This window comes from Sphingomonas phyllosphaerae 5.2 (genome assembly GCF_000419605.1).
Classification (GTDB): domain Bacteria; phylum Pseudomonadota; class Alphaproteobacteria; order Sphingomonadales; family Sphingomonadaceae; genus Sphingomonas; species Sphingomonas phyllosphaerae_B.
Genome location: NZ_ATTI01000001.1, coordinates 2,066,811 through 2,089,839 on the forward strand (window position 1 = coordinate 2,066,811; position 23,029 = coordinate 2,089,839).

The 23,029-nt window shown below is 67.6% G+C and carries 19 protein-coding genes; 7 read left to right on the forward strand and 12 right to left on the reverse strand.

The genetic code is table 11. The annotated features are described in order from the left end of the window. Positions 1–103 precede the first annotated feature (103 nt). Both SPHPHY_RS0109660 and SPHPHY_RS0109665 read right to left on the reverse strand, forming a co-directional pair. On the reverse strand, positions 104–1,387 hold the full coding sequence (locus tag SPHPHY_RS0109660; protein ID WP_022686479.1) for an MFS transporter: 1,284 nt from the start codon (positions 1,385–1,387) through the stop codon (positions 104–106). A gap of 221 nt (positions 1,388–1,608) precedes the next feature. Beyond that, a complete protein-coding gene (locus tag SPHPHY_RS0109665) occupies positions 1,609–2,103 on the reverse strand; it encodes a hypothetical protein (protein WP_022686480.1) in 495 nt (164 codons plus the stop codon). Between the two features lie 98 nt (positions 2,104–2,201). Between SPHPHY_RS0109665 and SPHPHY_RS19850 the strand changes: the two genes are divergently transcribed. Continuing rightward, positions 2,202–3,188 (forward strand): type I restriction endonuclease, encoded by a 987-nt coding sequence (locus SPHPHY_RS19850; protein ID WP_081645415.1) that lies wholly within the window; start codon positions 2,202–2,204, stop codon positions 3,186–3,188. Between the two features lie 3 nt (positions 3,189–3,191). Here SPHPHY_RS19850 and SPHPHY_RS0109675 read toward each other — a convergent pair whose 3' ends face one another. Beyond that, positions 3,192–5,516, reverse strand: coding sequence for an ATP-dependent helicase (locus SPHPHY_RS0109675; protein WP_022686482.1), 2,325 nt, complete (start codon positions 5,514–5,516; stop codon positions 3,192–3,194). Positions 5,517–5,720: 204 nt separating this feature from the next. Here SPHPHY_RS0109675 and SPHPHY_RS0109680 point away from each other — a divergent pair, with 204 nt between their 5' ends. The 3 genes from SPHPHY_RS0109680 (at position 5,721) to SPHPHY_RS0109690 (ending at position 8,278) form a co-directional block, all read left to right on the forward strand. Further along, positions 5,721–6,041: a UrcA family protein gene (locus tag SPHPHY_RS0109680; protein ID WP_022686483.1), complete on the forward strand. Its 321-nt coding sequence runs from the start codon at positions 5,721–5,723 to the stop codon at positions 6,039–6,041. Positions 6,042–6,147: 106 nt separating this feature from the next. Further along, on the forward strand, positions 6,148–6,561 hold the full coding sequence (locus SPHPHY_RS0109685; RefSeq protein WP_022686484.1) for a GFA family protein: 414 nt from the start codon (positions 6,148–6,150) through the stop codon (positions 6,559–6,561). Positions 6,562–6,643: 82 nt separating this feature from the next. Continuing rightward, positions 6,644–8,278, forward strand: a complete 1,635-nt coding sequence (locus SPHPHY_RS0109690) for an inorganic phosphate transporter (RefSeq protein ID WP_022686485.1) — start codon at positions 6,644–6,646, stop codon at positions 8,276–8,278. Positions 8,279–8,325: 47 nt separating this feature from the next. Here SPHPHY_RS0109690 and SPHPHY_RS0109695 read toward each other — a convergent pair whose 3' ends face one another. Both SPHPHY_RS0109695 and SPHPHY_RS0109700 read right to left on the reverse strand, forming a co-directional pair. Beyond that, positions 8,326–8,667, reverse strand: a complete 342-nt coding sequence (locus SPHPHY_RS0109695; protein ID WP_051148412.1) for a hypothetical protein — start codon at positions 8,665–8,667, stop codon at positions 8,326–8,328. Positions 8,668–8,750: 83 nt separating this feature from the next. Next, entirely contained in the window at positions 8,751–10,883 is a 2,133-nt protein-coding gene (locus SPHPHY_RS0109700) for a prolyl oligopeptidase family serine peptidase (protein WP_231370395.1), read from the reverse strand. A 63-nt stretch (positions 10,884–10,946) separates the two neighbouring features. Here SPHPHY_RS0109700 and SPHPHY_RS0109705 point away from each other — a divergent pair, with 63 nt between their 5' ends. After that, complete coding sequence (locus tag SPHPHY_RS0109705) at positions 10,947–12,362, forward strand: MFS transporter (RefSeq protein ID WP_022686488.1); 1,416 nt, start codon at positions 10,947–10,949, stop codon at positions 12,360–12,362. A 396-nt stretch (positions 12,363–12,758) separates the two neighbouring features. On the opposite strand, the gene SPHPHY_RS0109710 is transcribed toward SPHPHY_RS0109705, so the two are convergent. The 5 genes from SPHPHY_RS0109710 to radA are packed head-to-tail and all read right to left on the reverse strand — an operon-like array spanning position 12,759 to position 17,262. Then, positions 12,759–13,091 (reverse strand): DUF423 domain-containing protein, encoded by a 333-nt coding sequence (locus SPHPHY_RS0109710; RefSeq protein WP_028056718.1) that lies wholly within the window; start codon positions 13,089–13,091, stop codon positions 12,759–12,761. A 2-nt stretch (positions 13,092–13,093) separates the two neighbouring features. Next, the gene (locus tag SPHPHY_RS0109715; protein ID WP_022686490.1) at positions 13,094–14,857 is read right to left on the reverse strand and encodes a cation:proton antiporter; all 1,764 of its coding nucleotides are present in this window, start codon (positions 14,855–14,857) and stop codon (positions 13,094–13,096) included. Further along, positions 14,857–15,303: an iron-sulfur cluster assembly scaffold protein gene (locus SPHPHY_RS0109720; protein WP_028056720.1), complete on the reverse strand. Its 447-nt coding sequence runs from the start codon at positions 15,301–15,303 to the stop codon at positions 14,857–14,859. The genes SPHPHY_RS0109715 and SPHPHY_RS0109720 overlap by 1 nt, the downstream gene beginning before the upstream one ends. Further along, positions 15,300–15,854 (reverse strand): CvpA family protein, encoded by a 555-nt coding sequence (locus SPHPHY_RS0109725; protein ID WP_022686492.1) that lies wholly within the window; start codon positions 15,852–15,854, stop codon positions 15,300–15,302. Before SPHPHY_RS0109725 ends, SPHPHY_RS0109720 begins: the two co-directional genes overlap by 4 nt. Positions 15,855–15,894: 40 nt before the next feature. Continuing rightward, positions 15,895–17,262, reverse strand: coding sequence for a DNA repair protein RadA (gene radA / locus SPHPHY_RS0109730; protein WP_022686493.1), 1,368 nt, complete (start codon positions 17,260–17,262; stop codon positions 15,895–15,897). Positions 17,263–17,421: 159 nt separating this feature from the next. On the opposite strand from radA, the gene SPHPHY_RS19855 reads away from it, so the two are divergent. Then, complete coding sequence (locus SPHPHY_RS19855) at positions 17,422–18,081, forward strand: hypothetical protein (RefSeq protein WP_022686494.1); 660 nt, start codon at positions 17,422–17,424, stop codon at positions 18,079–18,081. Between the two features lie 101 nt (positions 18,082–18,182). Here the strand turns inward: SPHPHY_RS19855 and alaS are convergent, their stop codons facing one another. Then, the gene (alaS, locus tag SPHPHY_RS0109740; RefSeq protein WP_022686495.1) at positions 18,183–20,843 is read right to left on the reverse strand and encodes an alanine--tRNA ligase; all 2,661 of its coding nucleotides are present in this window, start codon (positions 20,841–20,843) and stop codon (positions 18,183–18,185) included. A gap of 154 nt (positions 20,844–20,997) precedes the next feature. On the opposite strand from alaS, the gene SPHPHY_RS22510 reads away from it, so the two are divergent. Then, positions 20,998–21,747, forward strand: coding sequence for a choice-of-anchor E domain-containing protein (locus SPHPHY_RS22510; protein ID WP_022686496.1), 750 nt, complete (start codon positions 20,998–21,000; stop codon positions 21,745–21,747). A 3-nt stretch (positions 21,748–21,750) separates the two neighbouring features. Here the strand turns inward: SPHPHY_RS22510 and SPHPHY_RS0109750 are convergent, their stop codons facing one another. Then, positions 21,751–23,007 (reverse strand): M24 family metallopeptidase, encoded by a 1,257-nt coding sequence (locus tag SPHPHY_RS0109750; RefSeq protein ID WP_022686497.1) that lies wholly within the window; start codon positions 23,005–23,007, stop codon positions 21,751–21,753. Positions 23,008–23,029: the final 22 nt, after the last annotated feature.

Genomic DNA, 23,029 nt, shown 5'->3' on the forward strand with positions numbered 1-23,029 from the left:
AGCTATCAGCGAACGGCGTGAGCCCGCTCACGCGCGACACTCGCCGGCAGATTGATCGCGACCTAGCCCGTTCGTACCGGGCCGGTCGAGCAGGCATGCACCCTCACCCGCCGCGTGGCCGCATCGCCAGCAACGCCGCCAGGCTCACCAGCGACATGCCCGCCAGATACACGCCCACCAACGACAGCCCGCCATGCCGCGCCAGCGTCTCCGCCGCGACCGGCGTCAGCCCGCCACCGATGATCCCCGCCATGTTGAACGCCAGGCTCACGCCGGTGTAGCGGACGCGCGCCGGAAACAGCCCCGGCAACCACGCCCCCAACGGCCCGTAGACGAAGCCCATCGCGAACAGCGCCAGTGCCAGGCTCGCGAACACGAGCGGCAGCGATCCCGATCCCAGCCCGGGCGCCAGCACGAACCCCGCCACCACCGCGCCGACGCAGCCCCATGTCAGGACGTAGCGCGCGTCGCGCCGGTCGGCCCAGATCCCCGACAGCACGATGCCGACCGCCATGAACAGGATCGCGCCCAGCTGCATCGCCAGCATCGTCGGCCGTGCGATCCCCAACCGCGTCGTCGCATACCCCAGCGCGAACGCGGTAGCGATATAATAGACCGCGAAACACGCAATCGCGCCCAGCGTACCGCCCAGCGCCGCGCGCCAGTGATCGCGCAGCAGCTCGCCCATCGGCACCGCCGGTGGCGGCCCCTCCTCCAGCACCTGCGCGAAGGCCGGCGTCTCGGCGATCTTCAGCCGTACCCACAGCCCCAGTCCGACCAGCACGATCGACAGCACGAACGGGATGCGCCACCCCCATGCGAGGAAGTCGGCCGGCGTCATCATCAACCCAAGCAACAGGAACAGCCCGTTGGCGGCGATGAATCCGACGGGTGCGCCCAGCTGCGGCACCATGCCGTAGCGACCGCGCCACCCCGGCGGCGCATTCTCCACCGCCAGCAACGCCGCGCCGCCCCATTCGCCGCCAAGCCCGAACCCCTGCCCGAACCGCAGCACGCACAGCAGCACCGGCGCGAGATAGCCGACCTGCGCATAGGTCGGCAGGAACGCGATCGCGAGCGTCGACCCGCCCATCAGCATCAGGCTGACCACCAGAGTCGACTTGCGTCCGATCCGGTCGCCGTAATGCCCGAACGCCCACGCCCCCACCGGTCGAGCGAAGAACGCCACCGCCAGGCTGGCATAGGCCGCCAGCAACTGCGCCGACGGGTCGCCGGCGGGGAAGAACAGCGGTCCGAACACCAGCGACGCAGCGGTCGCGTAGATGTAGAAGTCGTAGAATTCGACCGACGTCCCCACCAGACTGGCGAGCAGGATGCGGCGATGGGAGGCGGCAGCGGACGGCGCGGAAGATCGGGAAACGGACATACCGTTCCTTTCCGCCGCACGACGACCTCGCGTCAACGCGCAAAAAATTCGCAGCGCGTCATGAAAACGGGCTTCCAAGACACACGACAGCAATGTTGACGCGGTAAGGAGGCTTTGTGGCGCCGCCCCCTGGCGGCTGCCGCGATCTGCCGGGCACCCCCCCTCGCCCGGCAATTCCCTGAACTACGGGGCGACCTCATCGGTCGCCCCGCCTTTTCCGGTCACCCGGCCAGTGCCGCGCGCAATTGCGCCTTGTTCATCTTGGACCGTCCTGCGACGTCGCGCTGCTGCGCCTCGGCGTAAAGTTCGTCGCGCGTCCGATGATCGCGCGCGGCTGCGGTCTTCGACGCGATATCGTCGGGCTGCGCGGAGAATTGCCTGCCTTTTGCGGTATCGGCACGCTTCTTCGCGCTGGTCCGCGCATATTCCGCCTCGGACAGTTCGGCGCGTGCCCCCCTGGGCAGATACCGCTCTCCGCTGTCGCCGCTGCGCTCGCCGGATTTCGTCCCCCACTCCTCTTCGGTCCATTGATGGAGCGAATTGTCGGGATCGCGCGCGCCTTCGTACCCGCCGCCGCGCTTCTTATACGCCGCCACCGCCAGCTGCGCCTTGCGCGCCGACCATTGTCCCTTCTTCCCGCCCTTGCCCGCGGCGGTGACCTCATCCTTCACCCGCTCCCACAGTTCACGGTCGGTCTTCTCGGCGGTCTCGGACATGGCGGCCTCCTCGACACCCCAACCGTACCGATATGGAAAGGGTCCGATAACATCGCGAACTTCTATTGACGGAGGAGGCGGCGAAGACGGCGCTGGTGATGCCGTTCTTTCAGGCACTCGGCTATGACGTCTTCAATCCATCGGAGGTCATTCCGGAATTCACCGCCGATGTCGGCGTGAAGAAAGGCGAGAAGGTCGATTATGCCCTTTGCATCGACGGGCGCCTCAGCGTGCTTGTCGAATGCAAGCCATCGACCATCGACCTCGACCTGAAACACGCCAGCCAGTTGTTTCGCTATTTCGCGACGACCGATGCCCGGTTCGCGGTTCTGACGAACGGCGTCGTCTACCAGTTTTACTCCGATATCGATCAGCCGAACAAGATGGACGAAAAGCCGTTCTTCGTGTTCTCGCTCGAGGCGATCAAGCGCACCGATCCTGCGATCCTGGAACGCTTTACGCGCGCCAGCTTCAACATCGACGCCATTATCGCAGAGGCTGGACGGCTGAAGCTAGAATCACAGATGCGGATCGAGTTGGAGAAGGAATTTGCCACGCCGTCCGATGAATTCGTTCGCCTTATGGCGGCGCGGGTTCAGCCCGGCGGTCGGATGACGGCGGCCACCCGCGAATTGTTCCAGCCGATCCTTTTGAACTCGATCGGCGCGTTGATCCGTGATCGGGTCAACGAGCGGCTGACCAGCGCGCTGAACGTCGCGAATCCGGCCGAGCCGACGCTTCCCGAAGGGCAATCCGACGACATGTCGACGGTCGAGGAGGGTTTCGTCACCACCGACGACGAGATCGCCGGTTTCCGGATCGTGCAGGCGATCGCCGCCCGCCATGTCGATCCCGGCCGGATCGTGATCCGTGATTCGAAGAGCTATTGCGCGATCCTGCTCGACGACAACAATCGCAAGCCGCTCGCCCGCCTCCACTTCAACAGCCCTACCACCCGCTATGTCGGCACGTTTGCGGGCAAGGCGGAAACGCGCCATCTCGTGTCCGCGCCGATCGACATCTACAAGCTGGAGCAGCAACTGGTCGCGCGCGTCAACGAACTCGTCGCCGCAAGGGACGGTTGACCTTCACCCCGCGGTGACGAAGCTGTCCATCACCCGCTTGCGCCCGGCCTGTTCGAAATCGATCTCGAGCTTGTTGCCCTCGATTTCCGCGATCGTGCCGTAACCGAACTTCTGGTGGAACACGCGCTGCCCGGTCGACAGGTCGCCGCGGCCCTTGTTGCCCAGGCTTACCGCAGAGGCGCGGCTCTCGACCACGCGCGCCGGTTCGCGCGTGAAGGTGCGGCTGGTCCATTCGCCGCCCGGCTTCGTTCCGCCGGGCGTCGTCCCCAGCGTTCCGGCCGCGCGCTGCCAGCCCGGCCCGCGACCGGTGCCGCGCGCGACATCGGCGAACGGGTCGGCGCGCTCGGACCAGTTCGCGCGCCACAGGCTCTCGCCGCCCGACATGCTCGTCTCGCTCTGCACATGCTGCGGCGGCAGCTCGCCGACGAACCGCGACGGGATCGAGCTGGTCCATTGCCCATAGATGCGCCGGTTAGCGGCATGCAGGATCGTCGCGCGCCGCCGCGCGCGCGTGATCGCGACATAGGCCAGCCGCCGCTCCTCCTCCAGGCTGCGCGTACCTCCTTCGTCGAGCGAGCGCTGGGAGGGGAACAGTCCCTCCTCCCACCCGGCGAGGAAGACGGTATCGAATTCCAGACCCTTGGCGGCGTGGATCGTCATGATCGTCACCTTCGGGTCCTCGCGCGTCGCCTCATTGTCCATCACGAGGCTCACGTGCTCCAGGAAGGCGCCGAGGTTCTCATACTCCTCCATCGCGCGCACCAGCTCGGTCAGGTTCTCCAGCCGCCCCGCCGCCTCGGTCGATTTCTCGGCCTGGTACATCGCGGTATAGCCGCTCTCGTCGAGGATCTGCCGCGCCAGTTCGGGATGCGGCAGGTCGCGCGCCATGTCGCGCCACCGCGCCACGTCGCCGACGAACCGCCCCAGCGCCTTGCGCGCCTGCGGGGTCAGTTCGTCGGTATCGAGGATCCGCGCCGCCGCGATCGACAGCGGCAGGCCCTCGGCACGCGCCAGCTGGTGCAGCTTGGCGATCGCCTTGTCGCCCAGCCCGCGCTTGGGCGTGTTCACGATCCGCTCGAACGCCAGGTCGTCGGCCGGCTGGTTGACGACACGCAGATACGCCAGCGCGTCGCGAATTTCGGCGCGCTCGTAGAAGCGGAAGCCGCCCACGATCCGGTACGGCATGCCGATCGAGATGAAGCGGTCCTCGAACTCGCGCGTCTGGTGCTGCGCGCGCACCAGGATCGCGACGTCGTCGAGCGTCTTGCCGGTGCGCTGCACCGCCTCGATCTCGTCGCCGACGCGCCGCGCCTCCTCCGGCCCGTCCCACACGCCCAGCACGCGCACCTTCTCGCCGGCGTCCAGCTCGGTCCACAATTCCTTGCCCAGCCGCCCGCCGTTGTTGGCGATCACCCCGGCGGCCGCGCCGAGGATATGCGGGGTCGAGCGATAGTTCTGCTCCAGCCGGATCACCGTGGCACCGGGGAAGTCCTTCTCGAACTTGAGGATGTTCTCCACCTGCGCGCCGCGCCACGAATAGATCGACTGGTCGTCGTCGCCCACGCAGCAGATGTTGCGCCGCTCCTGCGCCAGCAACCGCAGCCACAGATACTGGACCGAATTGGTGTCCTGATATTCGTCGACCATGATGTAGCGGAAGCGTTGCTGATATTGCTCCAGCACGCCGCGATCACGCTTCAGGATCGTGAGAACATGCAGCAGCAAGTCTCCGAAGTCGCACGCATTCACCGCGCGCAGCCGCTCCTGGTATTGCTGGTAGAGTTCGCCGCCGCGCCCGTTGGCGTAACGCTCGCTCTCGCCGGCGTCGACGTCGGCGGGCACCAGCCCCTTGTTCTTCCACTCGTCGATCAGCCCGGCGAGGCTGCGCGCCGGGAAGCGCTTCTCGTCGATGTCCGCGGCCACGATCAACTGCTTGAGCAAGCGCAACTGGTCGTCGGTGTCGAGGATCGTGAAGTTGCTCTGCAACCCGACCAGCTCGGCATGGCGGCGCAGCATCTTCGCGCCGATCGCGTGGAACGTGCCCAGCCACGGCATCCCCTCCACCGCATCGCCGACCAGCCGACCGACGCGCTCGCGCATCTCGCGTGCCGCCTTGTTGGTGAAGGTGACGGACAGGATTTCGGAGGGATAGGCCCGACGCGTCCATAACAGATGCGCCAGCCGCGCGGTCAGCGCCGCGGTCTTCCCGGTGCCCGCCCCGGCCAGCACCAGCACCGGGCCATCGGTGGTGAGCACGGCCTCGCGCTGCGGGGGATTCAGCCCGCCGAGATACGGCGGGTCCTGGACGGCGGAGCTGGTTTCGGTCACGCCCGAACAGGTAGGGAACGTGCAGCCATCGGGCAAGCAAAACGGCGATTCGTTACAGTCACGAAACCGTCGCCGCGCTGGCGCCCGGCCGACCCCGACGCCCGCTAGGCGCTCCTGCGTCGGCAACCACGCCGCGCCGCGACGTCCCCTGCGAGAGGCGGCGCGCGGCGGCAGCGGCCGATCCACACCGCAGGAGTAGTCCCGATGACCCTTCACGACCGCGCCGCGCTTGCGGCGATGCTGACGCTCGCCCTCGCGCCGCTCGCCGCCAGCGCCGATCCGACGCGCACCCCCGTCGTCGCCCACGTCATGGTGCGCGACCTCAACCTCGCCAGTGCCGCCGGGCAGCAGGCGTTCGACGCGCGTGTCCGCCGCGCCGCGACCACGCACTGCGGCGTCGCGGGCGTCGATCTCCACGCGCGCCGCGACGTCATGCGCTGCCGTAACGAGATGGTGGCGGACGCGCAGACGCGCCTCGTCGGCCTGACGTCCGCGCGTTCGATCGAACTCGCCGCCGCCCGCTGATCCGCGCCGGCAAGGCGCCGGGGCGGTCGCACCCGGCGCCTTGCATCGCGCGCCAACTCCTGTCAGCTTTGGAACATAGGGGAAACATTTAGCCAGGAGCACGACGATGTCGATCACGGGTCAAATCACCGGCCGCTGTCATTGTGGCGCGATCACCTACATCGCCGATGGCACGCACGAACATCACGCGGTCTGCCACTGCACCGATTGCCGCCGCTGGTCGGGCGCGCCGCTGGTCGGCTGGATCGCGTTCCACGCGGATCAGGTGAGCGTCGCCGGCACCCCCGCCAGCTACGCATCTTCCGAACACGGCGTCCGTGAGTTCTGCGCCAACTGCGGCACGGGGCTGTTCTATCGCAACGCCGCCGTCCTCCCCGGCATCGTCGACATCCAGTCGGGCACGCTCGACGCGCCGCAGGATCATGCGCCCGGCGCGCAGATCATGTGCAAGGAAAAGCTGCCCTGGGTCGATTCGATCGCGACGCTGCCTGCGTTCGCGACCTATCCCGGAATGGACTGACCTGTTTTAATTCCGGCGCGCAGTGCCACGGCGCCGCCCCGTCATCAAACTGTCACCGTGAAGGCCGACAGGCTGACTCATCATGGCATCCATTGTCCTCGCGACGTCGCCCTCGGCCCCTCCGGCAGCCGCGCGATCGTTCGACGCACCGGTCCATCCGGCGGCGCGGCTGGTATTCCTCGCCATCGTCGTCTGCGGCTTCGGCTATGCGGGGGTCAGCGTGCTGTCCGACACGCATCAGGTCGGCGAGCAGCTGGAACTCGGCGTCTTCGCCTTCCTGGGGCTCGCGCTGCTGATCGCGCTCGGCTTCGAATTCGTCAACGGCTTCCACGATACCGCCAATGCGGTGGCCACGGTGATCTACACCAACGCGCTTCCCGCCAACGTCGCGGTGGTCTGGTCCGGCTTCTTCAACTTCCTCGGCGTGATGGCCTCGTCGGGCGCGGTTGCCTACTCGATCATCACGCTCCTGCCAGTCGACCTGATCCTCAACGTCGGCTCCGGCGCCGGCTTCGCGATGATCTTCGCGCTCCTCTTCGCCGCGGTGATCTGGAACCTCGCGACCTGGTACGTCGGCCTGCCCAACAGCTCCAGCCACACGCTGATCGGATCGGTGCTCGGCGTCGGCCTCGCGAACCAGTTGCTGACGACCGGCGCGCGCGGCACCTCGGGCGTCGACTGGAGCCAGGCGACCAAGGTCCTGACCGGGCTGTGGATGGCGCCGCTGATCGGCTTCGGCGCCGCCGCGCTGCTGCTGGTCGTGCTGCGGATGGTCGCGCGCAACCCCGAGTTGATGACCCCGCCGGAAGGCGACGCCCCCCCGCCGCGTGGCATCCGCGCGCTGCTGATCTTCACCTGCACGGCGGTATCGTTCAGCCACGGATCGAACGACGGGCAGAAGGGCATGGGCCTGATCATGCTTATCCTGATCGGCTGCGCACCGACCGCTTACGCGCTCAACCGCACGCTGCCGGCCAGCGAGACTCCCGCCTTCGTGCGCAGCGCGGCAGGTGCGGGCGCGGTGCTGAAGAACCATGGCGCGGTACCGGTCGCCACGGCGCAGGCGCGCGCTCTGCTGCGCCATTCGCTGGCGAGCCGCAAGGTGATGAACGACACCACCTATGGCGCCGTCATCGCGGTCTCCGACGATCTCGCGGAGCGCGTCTCCGGCTATGGTTCGCTGGGCAAGGTGCCGGCCAGCGCCGCCCCCAACATCCGCAACGATATGTATCTGGTGATGGATGCGACGCGGATGATCGCCAAATCGCCCGACAATCACATGAACGAACGCGAGCGCGACACGCTCACCGATTATCAGGAGCGGCTGGAAAGCGGCACGCGCTTCATCCCGCTCTGGGTCAAGGTCGCGGTCGCACTGGCGCTCGGGCTCGGCACGATGGTCGGGTGGAAGCGGATCGTGGTCACCGTCGGCGAGCGGATCGGCAAGCAGCACATGACCTACGCGATGGGCGCCTCCGCCGAACTGGTCGCTGCGGGTACGATCCTCGCCGCCGATCGCTTCGGCCTGCCGGTGTCGACGACGCACATACTGTCGTCCGGGGTCGCGGGTGCCTCGGTGGCCAGCGGACAGGGGCTGCAACGCCGTACGTTGATCCAGCTCGCCGCGGCGTGGCTGATGACGCTGCCGGTCGCGATGCTGCTCGCCGGCTCGCTCTACTGGCTGCTGCTGTCGCTGGTTCGCGCCGCCGGGCTCTGAGCCCGTGACACGCCCCGGGCCGTCACGCGACGCCCCGGAGCCGCAGATCACATCTCGACGGCGAGCAACGTCACGCCGACGTATTTCTCTTCGCCGGGCACGAACAGCTCGCTCGGCTTGAAGCGCCGCGGCGTGATCCGCAGCCCGCTCAGTCCGGCCAGCTTGAAGGCGCCGATCTTCGGCTCCTTCGGCGGCTGCCCGTCACGCTCCAGCGTCAGCGCATCCAGGTAGATCTCGCCGTGCTTCGTATAGAGGACGTGCGGCGCCAGCGTCACGCTGCCGCGGTTGTACGTCGCCGCGATCGCCTGTTGCTTGACGATCGCCTCGAAGACGATGGGAACGGTGTCGGGCACGGCCGGCGCGGGCCGGCTCTCGGTTTCGGCGTTCATCGCGCGCGTCATAGCCGAACATGCCGCACCGCAGCAAGATTGTACCGTGAAACGCAGCGTTCACGCGCGCGTCGCGGCCGCCGCTATTTCCCCATCAGCTTCTGCGCGAAATAGGTCATCTGCAACGCCTGCATGCGCGCGCCCTGCTCGATGTCGGCATCGCCGGAATGGCCACCCGCCGTATCCTCATAGAAAAGGTACGGCAGCCCGTATTCCTTCAGCCGCGCCGCGAACTTGCGCGCATGTTGCGGCCCGACCCGGTCGTCCTTGGTCGTCGTCCAGATATACGGCTCCGGATACGCGACCCCGCGACGAATATTATGATAGGGCGAGATCTTCGCGAGGAACGCCCGCTCCGCCGGCACCGCTACCGACCCATATTCGTCGACCCACGACGCCCCGGCGGCGATCTTTTCGTAGCGCAGCATGTCCAGCAGCGGCACCTGGATGGTCACCGCCTTCCACAATTCCGGATGCTGGTTGAACTCCACTCCCATCAGCAGGCCACCGTTCGATCCACCATAGATGCCGAGCTTGCCCGGGCTGGTAAGACGCCGCGCGATCAGGTCCTTGGCCACTGCGGCGAAGTCGTCGTAGATCACCTGCCGCTTGGTCTTGCGCCCGGCATCATGCCACGTCGGCCCGAATTCGCCGCCGCCGCGGATGTTGGCGAGCACATAGGCGCCGCCGCGCTCCAGCCACAGCTTGCCGGTCGACGCCGAATAGCTCGGCAGCATCGGTACCTCGAACCCGCCATAGGCGGTCATGATCGTCGGCGTGGTCCCGTCGTTCGTGGCATCGCGGCGGTGGACGATGAAATAGGGCACCTTCGTGCCGTCGGTGGACGTCGCCTCGAATTGTTCGGCGACCAGCCCGGCGGCGTCGAACTTCGCCGGCAACGCCTTGACCTCGACCGGCGGCGTGGCCGCGCCGGCGTCGAAGCGCGCCAGCGTCGTCGGGGTCAGGAAGCCGGTCGTCGCCAGGAACGCGGTGTCGTTGCGCTCCGACGTGCCCGCGATGCCGAAGCTGGCGTTGTCGGGCAATGACAGCGACCGCGACGTCCAGCCGGCCGCGCCCGGCGTATGGATGCCGATCCGCCCGCGCACATTGTCGGTATAATCGATGATCAGGTGATGCCGCGTCGCGTCCACGCCCGCCACCGCCTGCCGCGGGGTCGGCGCGAAGATCAACGTCGGCGCGATCCGCCCCGCCTCCAGCTCTTTCAGCGGCACCGAAGCGACGGCACCGGTCGGGATCGCACCCCACGGCTCGCTGGTCGTGAACACCACCTGCCCGCCGATCATCGCCGCCGGCGCGGTGCGCGCCGGCAGGTTCAGCTTCGTCACGCCGGCCGGGGTCCACAACAGCCGCTCGGCCCCGAAGAACGTCTTCTGCCGCTCGATGAACACCGCGCGGTGCCCCGCGCCGTCGGTCATCACGCTGGCATAGCTGCCCAGCTGGTCGTCGGGCGCGCCGCGGAACACCTCCGTCGCCTGCGCCAGCGTCGTGCCGCGCACCAGCTTCTTCACCAAGAACGGATAGCTCGACGCCGTCATCGTCCCCGCGCCCCAGTCGCGGCTGACCAGCAACGTGTCCTTGTCGATCCACGCCGCGCCCTGTTTGGAGGTCGGCAACACGAACCCGCCAGCGACGAAATCGCCCGCCGCCAGATCGAACTCGCGATAGGTGATCGCATCCTCCCCGCCCTCCGACAGCGCGATCAGGCACAGCCGCTCCTCGGGCGCGAGGCAGGTCATTCCCTTGTAGACCCACTTGCGTCCCTCGGCCTTGCTCAGCGCGTCGACGTCCAGCAGCGTTCGCCACCCCGGCTGCGACGCGGCGTAATCCTCCATCGTCGTCCAGCGCAGGATGCCCTGCGGATGATCGGCATCGCGCCAGAAATTGACGATCCGCCCCATTACCTGTTGCGGCATCGGGATCCGGTCCTTCGCCGCCGCGATCGCCAGCGCTTCCGCATGGAATTGTGGATAGCGCGGATCGTTCTGCAGCCGCGGCAGTGTGCGCGCATTCTCCGCGGCCACCCATGCCTGCGCGCGCGGACCATCCTTGTCCTCCAGCCACACGTACGGATCGCCCCCCGACGCGCGCTGTTGCGCCAGCGCCGCTCCCGCAATGGCAACCGAAGCGATCAATGCGGCCCCGGCCAGCCATTTTCCCGTCCGTGCGCGCACCATGTCGTCTCCTTCGCTCGTCATAGCGGTCTTTTGCGATACCAATGCGAACGGAACAACCCCGCTGCCGGAGCGTCCCCGTGCCCGATGACCCAGACCAACGCCGCCGCACCGGATGGCCTGCCCCTGCCGCGCCGCTATGCCGCGATCGCCGCGCTGTGCTTCGGCACCGCGCTCGTTATCATCGACGGCGGCGTCGCCAACGTCGCGCTCCCGACGATCGCGCGCGACCTGCACGTCGGCTCATCCTCGGTGGTGGCGATCGTCACCGTCTACCAGCTCATGCTGGTCATGCTGATGCTGCCGTTCGCCGGCCTTGGCGACCGCATCGGCCTGAAGCGCATGTACCAGCTCGGGCAGCTTACCTTTACGATCGCCACCTTATTGTGCTTCTTCGCCAAAAGCTTGCCGTTCCTTCTCGTCGTTCGTGCGGTGCAGGCGATCGGCGCTGCCGGAGCGCTGGCGGTCGCCTCGGCGCTGATCCGCCAGACCTATCCGGCCGCGCAACTCGGCCGCGGGCTCGGCGTCAACTCGGTCGTCGTCGCCTCCTCCGCCGCCGCCGCGCCGACGATCGGCGGGCTCGTCCTGTCGATCGCACCGTGGCCGTGGGTGTTCGCCAGTGCGATACCCTTCGGAATCGCCTCCCTGCTGCTCGGCCGCGCGCTGCCTGATCCGGCCCCCAACGATCGTCCGTTCGACATTACCGGCGCGGTCATGTGTGCGGCGATGTTCGGGTTGGTCATCGGCGGCGCCGAGAGCGCGGTGCACGGCGACAGTCCGGTCGTCTCGGTCGCTATCGTACTGCTAGGCCTTGTAATCGGGCGCATCTACGTCCGGCGTGAGCGCGCCACCACGCAACCGATATTGCCGATCGACCTGCTCTCGCGCCCGGTGATCGCGCTGTCGACGGTCGGCGGCTTCACCGCCTTCACCGCCTCGATGACGCTACTGCTGTCGACGCCGTTCCGGCTTACGCACGAATATGGCATGACCGCGGCCGCGGTCGGCGCGGTGATCGCGCCGTGGCCGCTCACCAACATGATCGTCGCGCCGCTGATGGGCTGGCTGTCGGACCGCGTGCCCGCCGGTCTGCTCGGCGGCATCGGCATGGCGATTTCCGTTACCGCGCTGTTGCTGCTCGCGTTCATGCCCGCCGACCCGTCGTGGTTCGACATCGCGTGGCGCATGTCGTTGTGCGGCGCTGGTTTCGGCACGTTCCTGCCGCCGAACGCACGACTCATCATCGGTTCCGCCCCGCGCGAGCGCGCAGCGGCGGCCGGCGGACTGGTCAGCACCGTGCGGCTGGTCGGCCAGACCACCGGCGCCACGTTGGTCGCCGCGCTGTTGGCGCTCGATGTCGGCGCCGGCGCCACCCCGCCGCTGGTTGCGGCCGGCCTTGCCCTGGTCGCCGGGCTGTGCAGCCTCGCGCGCCTGCGCCCATCGATCCGCGATCCGCGCCGCGAAGAGGCGGAGGACGTACAACCGGCGGCGGCGGTGCGGTGAAAGTCAGCGCCGCAATGCGTCAGCGCGTGTCCGACCAGTTGATCCACTGAAACGTCGGTCCTGCGTAGTTCGCACCGGCGGCGAGTAACGGCACTGGCTGAATGCCAGCGCGAGCTTCCCGTCCGCGGGGAACATCACGGACTCGGCCAAACATTCCAAGCGGAAGCCGATCAGCGACGATCTATAGTGGGCCGTAGCGGTGACCGTTCGGGTGGACGAACGCCACGCCGGCGCCGCGAACAAAAAATCGAAACCCGAGCAGCCGGTTTGCGCGACGATCCGTGGCAAACGCCCGTTCGCCCTCCGCCCAGGGCGCGAGCGGCGCACCGGTTCGCGGCGTCGCCACGTGCCGCGTCAACATCTTCCGGCGTCCCTCCTAGGCGCGGACGCACCCCGCTACGAAACGCCGCGCGCGCCGATCCACGCCAACCACAACCAACCGGCGATCAACAACGCACCGCCGATCGGCGTGACTGCGCCCAGCCAGCGCGGCAAGCCCAGTGCCATCAGGTACAACGTCCCCGCGAAAACCGCTCCGCCCGCGACGAACAGCCACGCCGGCCCGCGCGCCTCCATTCGTAGCGCAAGCAAGGCCGCAAGCGCATGCACCAGTTGGTAATGCGCGCCGGTCTTCAGCCACTCGACCGCAGCCCCTGACGCCCCATGCGCACCGAATGCGCCCGCCGCGACCGCCAACGCACCCGAGAGCGCCGCGAACATCATGATCATGTTCACGACCGCTCGCCCCCGCCCCACGGGTGCTGCTCGGCAACCATCGCGCGCGCCGCGCGCATGTCGCCCGCCTCGACCTGGATGCGCAGCCGTTCCTTGTCGCGCGCGCGGTACATCTGCTCGGCACGGTCGATCTCGCCCGGAGCAATGCCCAGGCCGCCCATCGCCAGACGCGCCATCTTCACGGCCGATTCCAGCACCTCACGCACTACAGCGCGCGCCGGTCCCGGCTTCAGCTTGACCAACGCGCGGCGGTCGAAGGCGCGAACATACAGCGCCGCCTTTGGAAACGCCTCGTGCACCGCTTCCAGCTGGTCGGGCGACAATTGGTCTCCATCCATGCAGAACAGGATCAGCTCCGCCTCGGCAGCGCCAGCCTGCCGCAGCAAGTCCAGCCGCGTGCCGTCACCGTAATAGACCTTCGACCCGAACTCCGCCGCGATATCGATCATCTCGATGTCGGTGTCGATCAGCGTGACCGGTATGTCCTGCGTCATCAGCATCTGTCCGACGGTCTGCCCGAACCGACCATAACCGACGATGATTGCATTGGCGCCGTCCGCCTTCGGTCCGTCACGATCGTCGCTGGCAACGATCGGCTCCTCACGGAAACGGCGCGTGAACATCATCAGGAACGGCGTCGTCGCCATCGACAGCGTGATGATCGCGCCGAACAGGCTCGCGGCGTCCGGCGCGATCAGCAACGCATGTTGCGCCTGCGCCAGCAACACGAAGCCGAACTCGCCGCCCTGGCTAAGCAGCAACCCCAGCGCCAGCGCCTGCCGCCACTTCATCCGGAAGGCGAGACCCAGCGCGGTGATGATCCCCGCCTTCGCCGCGATCAACGCCGCGGCCATCGCGACGACGAACACCGGCCGCTCGCCGATTGCGCCGAGGTTCAGCATCATGCCGACCGCGAGGAAGAAGAGCCCGAGCAGGATGGCGCGGAACGGCTCGACATCGGCCTCCAGCTCGTGGCGATACGGGCTGTCCGCCAGCATCACCCCCGCGACGAAGGCGCCCAGCGCCGTCGACAGGCCCAGGAACTCCATTACCGCGGCCGCGGCGATCACCGTGAACAGCGCGGCGAACACGAACATCTCGCGCTCGCCCAGATTCCCGATCAGCCGGAACAGCGGGCGCAACACGAACCGCCCCGCGGCCACCAGCCCGCCGATCGCCAGCACGGTGTAGAGGCCGAGCAGCCACCCCGACGGCCCGCCCACGTCGGTGGGATTACGGCTCATCGCCGCGATGATCGTGATCATCGGGATGATCGACAGGTCCTGAAACAGCAGGATCGAAAAGGCGCGCTCTCCGAACGGCGTGCGCAGCCGCCCTGCCGACTGCAACATGGGCAGCACCTGCGCGGTCGAGGACAGTGCCAGTGGCATGCCCACCGCCAGCGCCGCGGCCAACGAGAAGCGCGCTGCCAGCGCCAGGATCGCTGCCAGCACCACGCCGCACGCCACCACCTGGATCAGCCCGAGCCCGAAGATGTCTTCCTTGAGCCGCCATAGCCGCTGCGGGCTCAATTCCAGTCCGACGATGAACAGCAGCAAAGTAATGCCCAGCTCGGCGAACCCGAGCTTGGCCTCCGCGTCGCCAACCAGCCCCAGCATCTGCGGACCGACGATCGCGCCGGCGACCAGAAACCCGAGCGTCGCACCCAGCCCCAGTCGCCGGAATACCAGCACGAAGATCAGCCCCGCCCCGAGCAGGATCGTCCCGTCGCGCACCATCGAGATATCGGCATGCTCCATCAGCGACGAACCTTGTCGTCGTTCGCGTCACGCGCCTGTGCCGCCGCCTCCGCCGCCGCCTCGAACGCCAGCCGGATCGACGGATGGCGCGCGGTGAGCTTCAGCCCCGGGGCAAATACCGTTATGTCGGGCCATGCCGGGGTGTCTCCTTCGCCAGCAAGCCACGCGGCGAGCTCGTCGCGCGCGACATTCAACTCTTCTACCGAGCGGCCGACGACATGCCGCGCGAGCAGCGTCGAGGAAGCTTGTCCGAGCAAGCACGCCCGAACCTGCGTTCCGACCGCCGCAACCCGTCCGTCGTCGCCGAGTCGCACGTCGACCGTCACGCGGCTGCCGCAGATCGGCGAACGCCGCTCGGCCGAGCCGGTGGCGTCCGCAAGACGGTCAGGAAAGGGATTATCGATCGCCAAGGCGCTGATTTCGGGGGTGTAAAGATCGAGACTCATGACGTGGCGTCGCTCTTGCGAGAGGGGGTGCGCGGGCCAAAAACCGGCTCGCCCTTGCGACGCCGATCGACGAAGTCCGCCACCGCGCCGCTGGTGGCGGCGAGCAAAGGATAGGTTCGTGCGCTCGTCAGCCACAGCGGCCGCCGCGTCGGCCCGCCGCCGACCAGATCCAGCGACAGCACCAGGAAGAGATAGGCCAGACTGGCCAATATCAAGCCCTTGAGCGCCCCGAACCCGAACCCGAGCGCGCGATCGATCGGCCCCAGCACCGAGGTGCGGGTGCGTGCGGCGATCGCACCGATGATGATCCGGCTGAGCAGATAAGTGCCGCCGGTCAGGATCACGAACGCCAGCACCGCCGCGCCGGAGACGCTCGCGATCGTGCCCGCCAGTGCCTTTGAAAGCGGCAAGTGGAATATCTTGAGGGCGAAAATCATCGCGACCCACGCGAACAGCGCGAGAACCTCGCCGACGAACCCACGCCGAATGCCACCGATCGCCGCCAGCGCGACCAGCACGAGGACGGCGATGTCGAGCGGCTCCAGCTTCATACCCCCTCCTTATGGCGCGTTCGCGCGCACGGCTAGGGCCTCAGCCGCGGCCGAGCATATGATCGACGAACTGCCCCAGCGTCCGGAACGCCGACTGCCGCATTGCGCCCTTCTCCACCGCGGCTGGTAGCAACGCACGCTCGAACCCCAGCTTCGCCGCCTCTTTCAGCCGCAACGGGGCGTGCGCGACCGGTCGCAACTCACCTGACAGCGCGATTTCACCGAATGCCACAGCGTCCGCCGGAACCGGTCGCTCGCTCAACGCCGAAACCAACGCTGCCGCGACCGCCAGATCGGCCGCCGGATCCTGGATGCGATACCCGCCGGCGACGTTCAGATACACTTCGCACGTCGAGAAACTCAGCCCGCAGCGCGCCTCGAGCACCGCCAGGATCATCGCGAGCCGGCCCGAATCCCAGCCGACCACCGCCCGCCGCGGCGTCGCCCCGCTCGCCAGCCGGACGACCAATGCCTGGATCTCGACCAGCACGGGTCGCGTCCCCTCCAGCGCCGGAAAAACCGTAGCCCCCGTTACGCCCTCTTCACGCTGCGTCAGGAACAGCGCGGATGGATTTGAAACCTCGACCAGACCATCGCCCGCCATCGCGAAGACGCCGATCTCGTCGGTGCCACCGAAGCGGTTTTTCAGGCTCCGCAGGATGCGATATTGATGGCTGCGTTCGCCCTCGAAGCTGAGCACGGTGTCGACCATATGCTCCAGCACGCGCGGGCCCGCGATCGTTCCGTCCTTGGTGACGTGCCCGACCAGCACGACGGCGGTGCCGCGTTCCTTGGCGAAGCGGATCAACTCCTGCGAGGACGCGCGTACCTGGCTCACCGTGCCCGGCGCACCTTCGATGAGGTCGGAGTGCATCGTCTGGATCGAGTCGATCACCAGCAGGCGCGGCGGCGTCCCCTGCCCCAACGTCGTCAGGATGTCGCGTGTCGAGGTCGCCGCAGCCAGCCGCACGGGTGCGTCGCCCAGTCCAAGCCGCCGCGCGCGCAACCGCACCTGATCCGACGCTTCCTCTCCGGAAACATAGGCCACGTCATGCCCCGCACGGGCCAGGGCCGCCGCCGCCTGCAGCAGCAGCGTCGATTTGCCGATTCCCGGATCGCCGCCGATCAGGGTCGCAGAGCCCGCGACCAGACCGCCACCCAGTGCGCGGTCGAACTCCGCCATCCCGAACGGCAGCCGGTCCGGCAATACCGCCTCTGCGTCCAGCGCGGTCAGCGAGATCATCCGCCCGCCACCTTGCAGATTATGCTTGGCCTGAAACGGCGTAGCGGAAACCGGCGCTTCCTCGACCAGCGTGTTCCACTCGCTGCAATCGGCGCATTGCCCCTGCCAGCGATGGCTGACAGATCCACACGCCTGGCAGACAAATCTCTTTTGAACCTTGGCCATCACTCCATTTAGCGCATCAGGAACGATTAGGGAACACCGCTACGATGAACAAGTCGTTCATCCCCGGTGCAGGCGCGTGGACACAGACGGGGAACCCTGATCGCGGTCGGTCGTTTCGGCCATGATCCTGATTTTTGCCAACGAGTATAGGAGTTCCTCGTGAAGCACTTCGCCGTTTTTGCCCTTGCCTCTGCCGCGCTCGTCCCGGGTGCCGCCCTCGCACAGGCCCCGGCCCAGGCGCCCACGACTGCCCCGGCTGCCGGAGCGGACACGACCGCAGCCGCAGTGACCACGGGTGCCACTGTCTATGACACTTCGGGGGGTGTCGTCGGCACCGTCGAAAGCACCGATGGCACGAATGCCGTCGTTAACACCGGCACCGTCAAGGCTGCTATCCCGCTGACGTCGCTCGGTAAGGGTGCGCAGGGCCCCGTGCTGGCGATGACCAAGGCGCAGCTCGAGGCCGCCGCCGGCCAGCAGCAGGCGCAGGCCTCCGCCGAGTTCAAGTCCAAGCTGGTCCCGGGCGCGACCGTTTACGGAACGGGCGGGACGCAGCTCGGAACGATCAAGTCGGTCGATGCGACCGGCGTGACGCTGACGACCGCCGATGGCGACGCAGTGCTGCCGGTCACCGGTTTCGGCCCTGGGCCGCAGGGTATCCTGCTCGGCATGACCGCCGACCAGCTCAAGGCTGCCATGACTGCCGCCGCCCCGGCAGCGGGTGCTACCGCCGGGGCGGACGCAGCCGCGACCGATCAGGCGGCTACCACGACCGAAACGACCACCACGACCACAAAGTCGAAGCGCAAGCCGCGCTGATGTGAAAGTGGCGGGGCGACCGGCCCCGCCACGTGACCGAAACGCCACCCGCACCTTCATGGCGCGGGTGGCGTTTTCGTTTGGCAGGATATTCTACTATCTCAGGCGCTTACGGCATGTTGCTCCAGCAGCGCACGAACGGCCGCAACGGCGTCCGCAGCCTTCCCCCCGTCCGGGCCGCCGCCCTGCGCCATGTCCGGGCGCCCGCCGCCGCCCTGTCCGCCAAGCACAGCAACCGCCTGCCGCAGTAGATCGACCGCGCTGATCTGCGCCGCCAGATCCGCAGTCACGCCCACCGCGACCGAGGCGCGGCCATCGTTGACCGCCACGAGTACCGCCACGCCCGAGCCAAGCCGCGACTTCGCGTCATCGACCGCGCCACGCAGCCCCTTCGCCTCGAACCCGTCGAGCACCTGTCCGACGAAGGCGACGCCGCCGACCGTCTCGGTCGCGGCCGGTCCGCCACTGCCGCCGCCCAGCGCCAGGGCTTTTTTCACCTCGGCGAGCTCGCGCTCCAGGCGCCGCCGCTCCTCGATCAACGCGATGACGCGTGCCGGCACATCATCCGGCGCCGTCTTGAGCGCGGTCGCGGCTTCGCGCAGCTTCTCGTCCCGCGCGTTGAGCCATTGCCGCGCCGCCTCGCCGGTCAGCGCCTCGACGCGCCGGACGCCCGAGGAAACGGCGCTTTCGCCCACGATCTTGAACACGCCGATATCGCCAAGGGCGCGGACGTGCGTACCTCCGCACAGTTCGATCGAATAGGTCTTGTCGCCGTCCTCGGTCCCCATCGAGACGACCCGCACTTCATCGCCGTATTTCTCACCGAACAGCGCCATCGCGCCCTCCGCGATCGCCTCGTCCGGGGTCATCAGCCGCGTCTCGACGCTCCCGTTGCCGCGGATCTGCGCATTCACCGCGCGCTCCGCCTCGGCGAGCTCCTCCGGCGTCATCGCATGGGAATGCGAAACGTCGAAGCGCAGCCGCTCCGGCGCGACCAGCGACCCCTTCTGCGCGACATGCGTGCCCAGCTTCTGGCGCAGCGCCTCGTGCAGCAGGTGCGTCGCCGAGTGGTTGGCGCGGATCGCCGCCCGGCGCGCGACGTCGATCGCCAGACGTACCGTGTCTCCGACCTTCACCTGACCGGCAGCGATCGTCGTGTGGTGCACGAACAACTTGCCGAGTTGCTTCGAAGTATCGGCAACGTCGGCCTGCAAGCCATTGTCGCTGCTGATGCGCCCTGCGTCGCCGACCTGCCCGCCGCTCTCTCCGTAGAATGGCGTCTGGTTGACGATCACCTCGACTTGCTCGCCCGCCGCAGCATGATCGACGCGCACGCCGTCCTTGACGAGCGCCAATATGACGCCTTCGCCGACATCGCTGCCATAACCGGTGAACTCGGTCGCGCCGACTTCCTCGACGAGATCGAACCACAGTTCGTCCGACGCCTTCGCACCGGATCCCTTCCACGCGGCGCGTGCGGCGCGCTTCTGCTCCGCCATCGCGGCGTCGAAGCCGGCGCGGTCGACCTTGAAGTCCTGCGCCCGCAGCGCGTCCTCGGTCAGGTCATAGGGGAAGCCGTAAGTGTCGTAGAGCCGGAACGCGGTGTCGCCGGCCAGCGTGTCGCCGGCCTTCATCCCCGTCGTCGCGTCGTCGAGCAGCCGCAGCCCCTTTTCGAGGGTCTGGCGGAAGCGCGTCTCCTCCTGCCGCAACGTCGCCTCGATCAACGGCTGCGCGCGCAACAGCTCCGGATAGGCGGCACCCATCTCGGCGACGAGTGCCGGAACCAGGCGGTGCATCAGCGGCTCCTTGGCGCCCAGCAGGTGCGCGTGGCGCATCGCGCGGCGCATGATCCGCCGCAAAACGTAACCGCGCCCTTCGTTCGCCGGCAACACGCCATCCGCGACCAGGAAGCCGGCGCACCGTAGATGGTCGGCGATCACACGATGGCTGGCCTGATTTCCCCCGGTGGTGGCGGTATGGGTCAGCGCGCCCGACGCCGCGATCAGCGCTTTGAAGGTATCGGTGTCGTAATTGTCGTGGACGCCCTGCATGACTGCGGCGACCCGTTCGAGCCCCATGCCGGTGTCGATCGACGGGCGCGGCAGGTCGCCGACGATCGCGTCGGCCTCCTGCACGAACTGCATGAAAACCAGATTCCAGATCTCGACGAAACGATCGCCATCCTCGTCGGGGCTGCCCGGCGGGCCACCGGCGATATGGTCGCCGTGGTCGTAGAAGATTTCAGAGCATGGGCCGCACGGTCCATCCGAGCCCATCGCCCAGAAATTATCCTTGGTGGGGATCCGGATGATGCGATGGTCGGGCAGGCCGGCGATCTTCTTCCAGAGATCGAACGCCTGATCGTCGGTGTGAAACACGGTGGCGGTCAGCCGGTCGGCCGGAAGCCCCCACTCCTTGGTCAGCAGCGTCCACGCGTGCGTGATCGCCTGCTCCTTGAAATAGTCGCCGAAGCTGAAATTCCCGAGCATCTCGAAGAATGTATGGTGCCGCGCCGTATAACCGACGTTGTCGAGATCGTTGTGCTTGCCGCCGGCCCGCACGCACTTCTGCGAGGAAGTGGCGGTCGAGTAGGGCCGCGTCTCCAGCCCGGTGAACACGTTCTTGAACGGCACCATCCCGGCGTTGACGAACATCAGCGTCGGGTCATTCTGCGGCACCAGTGGCGCCGACGGCACGATCTGGTGCCCGGCAGAACCGAAATAGTCGAGAAACGAGCGGCGGATGTCGTTGGTAGCGGTCATGGCGCTCGGCTTAATCCGCGAAATGTCCCGTGCCTAGTCGCCTCGACGCGTCGCTGTGGCGTGAAAGCCACCGTCGGCCTCATTCCGCGCGATCGTCTTGTGGCTGATACATGGGTGTGCAAAGCCGGTTAATAGACGGTTAAGGGGGTTTCAAATGAAGGGTCGATTCTGGCTGGCTGCGCTCGGCGCGGCCTGCATTGCCAACGGTGCGTCGGCTGCGACGATCATCCAGTTCGACAGCGAACAGGGCGCGTCACGCGGCTTCGACGGCTTCGACAGTTCCAGGGGGACCTTGAACAAGGTTACGCTACAGGTCGCGATCAACAAGTCGCGGGTGTGGCTGTTGAGCGTGCCGTCGAACAGCCCGACCACCAGCAGCGTCGACTGGGCGATCGACGGCGTCTGGCGCTTCGGCTCCAACAATGCCGCCTTGGGGAACCCGCTTGTCGCGCTGACCGGGGCCGGCACCAGCGTCGTCGCGCTCAACCAGCTCTCCGATGGTCGCGCGTTCGGCTATTTCGCCGTGACCGCCAAGGGCTCTGCCACGCTGAACTTCGATCCGATGCAGTTCGTCGGCCGTTACTCGCGGTTTAACGGGTTCGACCTCGGATTCCTCCCGAACCTCGACCGGACCGGCGATGGCCAGCCCGATCCGTCGGATACCACCATCACCGGCCTTCCCGCCGGCGGCGACACGTTCCAGCTCGATGGCGGCGCGTGTTTCGTCAACAACGGCAACCCGGTGGCCCAGGCGGAAGATCTGTGCGGCAGCGCCAATTACACGCTGACCTACGATTATACGCCAGCAGTACCTGAGCCGGCGACCTGGACGATGATGATCGCAGGCTTCGCCGCGACCGGCGCGGCACTGCGCGGCCGTCGTCGTCAGGCCGCTAACGCCTGATCATCAGACCGGTTGATCGATCGCGGCCGGCGGGGTGCTGAACCACGCCGGCCCACGATCGGTCATGTAGAAGCAATCCTCGAGCCGCACCCCGAACCTGCCGGGAAGATAGAGGCCTGGCTCGTCGGAGAAGCACATGCCCGGTGCAAGTCGCGTCGCTTCGCCACGGACCAGATTGACCGGCTCATGCCCGTCCATTCCGATACCGTGGCCGGTACGATGCGGCAGCCCCGGCAGGCGATAATCGGGACCATAGCCCAGCCGTTCGTAGAAGCCGCGCACCGCATCGTCGACCGCGCCCGCCGCCACACCGACCCGCGCCGTACGGAAAGCGAGCGCCTGCGCGTCCCTCACGCGATCCCACACCTTCCGCTGCTCCACCGACGCCGTGCCATGCACCCACGTGCGCGATACGTCCGACTGATAGCCCTGCACCGTGCAGCCGCAATCCATCAACACTACCTGCCCGATTGCGACGCGAAGCACCTCGCGGCTGCCATGCGGCAACGCGGCGGCCGGCCCGATCAGCGCAAGCGCAAACTCCGGATCGCCGCCGAGCTTTTCGGTCGCGGCGTTCATCAGCGCGCCGATCTGCGCGCCGGTCATGCCTTTTTCCACACGCGGATAGGTCCAGCGATACGCCGCGATCGTCACGTCGGTCGCACGCTGCATCAATGCGATCTCGGCTGGCGTCTTGATCATGCGACAGCCCCGCACAACCGGGTTGGCGCTGACCAGCGTACCGCCCGGCAACGCCCTCGCCAGTCCGTCGAACGCGAAGAAGCGCGCGCTCTCCTCGATCCCGATCGCGCGCCCGGCCAGTTTGCGGTCGCGCAGGAAGCCGGCGACCACCGTCAGCGGGTCCTGATCCTCCTGCCACACGCGCACCTCGGCGGGCACCGCCAGGGTCTGGCGCACCGATGGTTCCTCGAAGAACGGCGTGACGATGCACGGCTCGCCCTCGACCGGGATGATCGCTGCGGTCAGCCGCTCGCTACGGCCCCATCGAACGCCCGTGAAGTAGATCAGGCTCGATCCAGGTTCGATGAGGACCGCACCGATCCCGCTCGCGCGCATCAGCGCCTGCGCACGCGCGAGCCGCGCGGCCCGCTCCGCTACACCGATCGGCACGGCATCCGCCGTGAGGTCGCGCAACGCCGAAAGATCGGGCTCTGCTGCGCGCACGACCGACGCGGCAAGCAGCGCGGCACCGCCGCCGATCAGCGCGCGGCGGGTGGGGCGAAAGGCCGGACAGGTCATGGTTACCAGCGATACGGCGCTT

What these genes read in the sequence shown, in the direction of transcription:
- SPHPHY_RS0109660 (WP_022686479.1), bottom strand. Translation starts at nt 1,387, where the DNA reads ATGTCCGTTTCCCGATCTTCCGCGCCGTCCGCTGCCGCCTCCCATCGC.
- SPHPHY_RS0109665 (WP_022686480.1), bottom strand. Translation starts at nt 2,103, where the DNA reads ATGTCCGAGACCGCCGAGAAGACCGACCGTGAACTGTGGGAGCGGGTG.
- SPHPHY_RS19850 (WP_081645415.1), top strand. Translation starts at nt 2,202, where the DNA reads ATGCCGTTCTTTCAGGCACTCGGCTATGACGTCTTCAATCCATCGGAG.
- SPHPHY_RS0109680 (WP_022686483.1), top strand. Translation starts at nt 5,721, where the DNA reads ATGACCCTTCACGACCGCGCCGCGCTTGCGGCGATGCTGACGCTCGCC.
- SPHPHY_RS0109685 (WP_022686484.1), top strand. Translation starts at nt 6,148, where the DNA reads ATGTCGATCACGGGTCAAATCACCGGCCGCTGTCATTGTGGCGCGATC.
- SPHPHY_RS0109690 (WP_022686485.1), top strand. Translation starts at nt 6,644, where the DNA reads ATGGCATCCATTGTCCTCGCGACGTCGCCCTCGGCCCCTCCGGCAGCC.
- SPHPHY_RS0109695 (WP_051148412.1), bottom strand. Translation starts at nt 8,667, where the DNA reads ATGAACGCCGAAACCGAGAGCCGGCCCGCGCCGGCCGTGCCCGACACC.
- SPHPHY_RS0109700 (WP_231370395.1), bottom strand. Translation starts at nt 10,883, where the DNA reads ATGACGAGCGAAGGAGACGACATGGTGCGCGCACGGACGGGAAAATGG.
- SPHPHY_RS0109705 (WP_022686488.1), top strand. Translation starts at nt 10,947, where the DNA reads ATGACCCAGACCAACGCCGCCGCACCGGATGGCCTGCCCCTGCCGCGC.
- SPHPHY_RS0109710 (WP_028056718.1), bottom strand. Translation starts at nt 13,091, where the DNA reads ATGATCATGATGTTCGCGGCGCTCTCGGGTGCGTTGGCGGTCGCGGCG.
- SPHPHY_RS0109715 (WP_022686490.1), bottom strand. Translation starts at nt 14,857, where the DNA reads ATGGAGCATGCCGATATCTCGATGGTGCGCGACGGGACGATCCTGCTC.
- SPHPHY_RS0109720 (WP_028056720.1), bottom strand. Translation starts at nt 15,303, where the DNA reads ATGAGTCTCGATCTTTACACCCCCGAAATCAGCGCCTTGGCGATCGAT.
- SPHPHY_RS0109725 (WP_022686492.1), bottom strand. Translation starts at nt 15,854, where the DNA reads ATGAAGCTGGAGCCGCTCGACATCGCCGTCCTCGTGCTGGTCGCGCTG.
- radA (WP_022686493.1), bottom strand. Translation starts at nt 17,262, where the DNA reads ATGGCCAAGGTTCAAAAGAGATTTGTCTGCCAGGCGTGTGGATCTGTC.
- alaS (WP_022686495.1), bottom strand. Translation starts at nt 20,843, where the DNA reads ATGACCGCTACCAACGACATCCGCCGCTCGTTTCTCGACTATTTCGGT.
- SPHPHY_RS22510 (WP_022686496.1), top strand. Translation starts at nt 20,998, where the DNA reads ATGAAGGGTCGATTCTGGCTGGCTGCGCTCGGCGCGGCCTGCATTGCC.
- SPHPHY_RS0109750 (WP_022686497.1), bottom strand. Translation starts at nt 23,007, where the DNA reads ATGACCTGTCCGGCCTTTCGCCCCACCCGCCGCGCGCTGATCGGCGGC.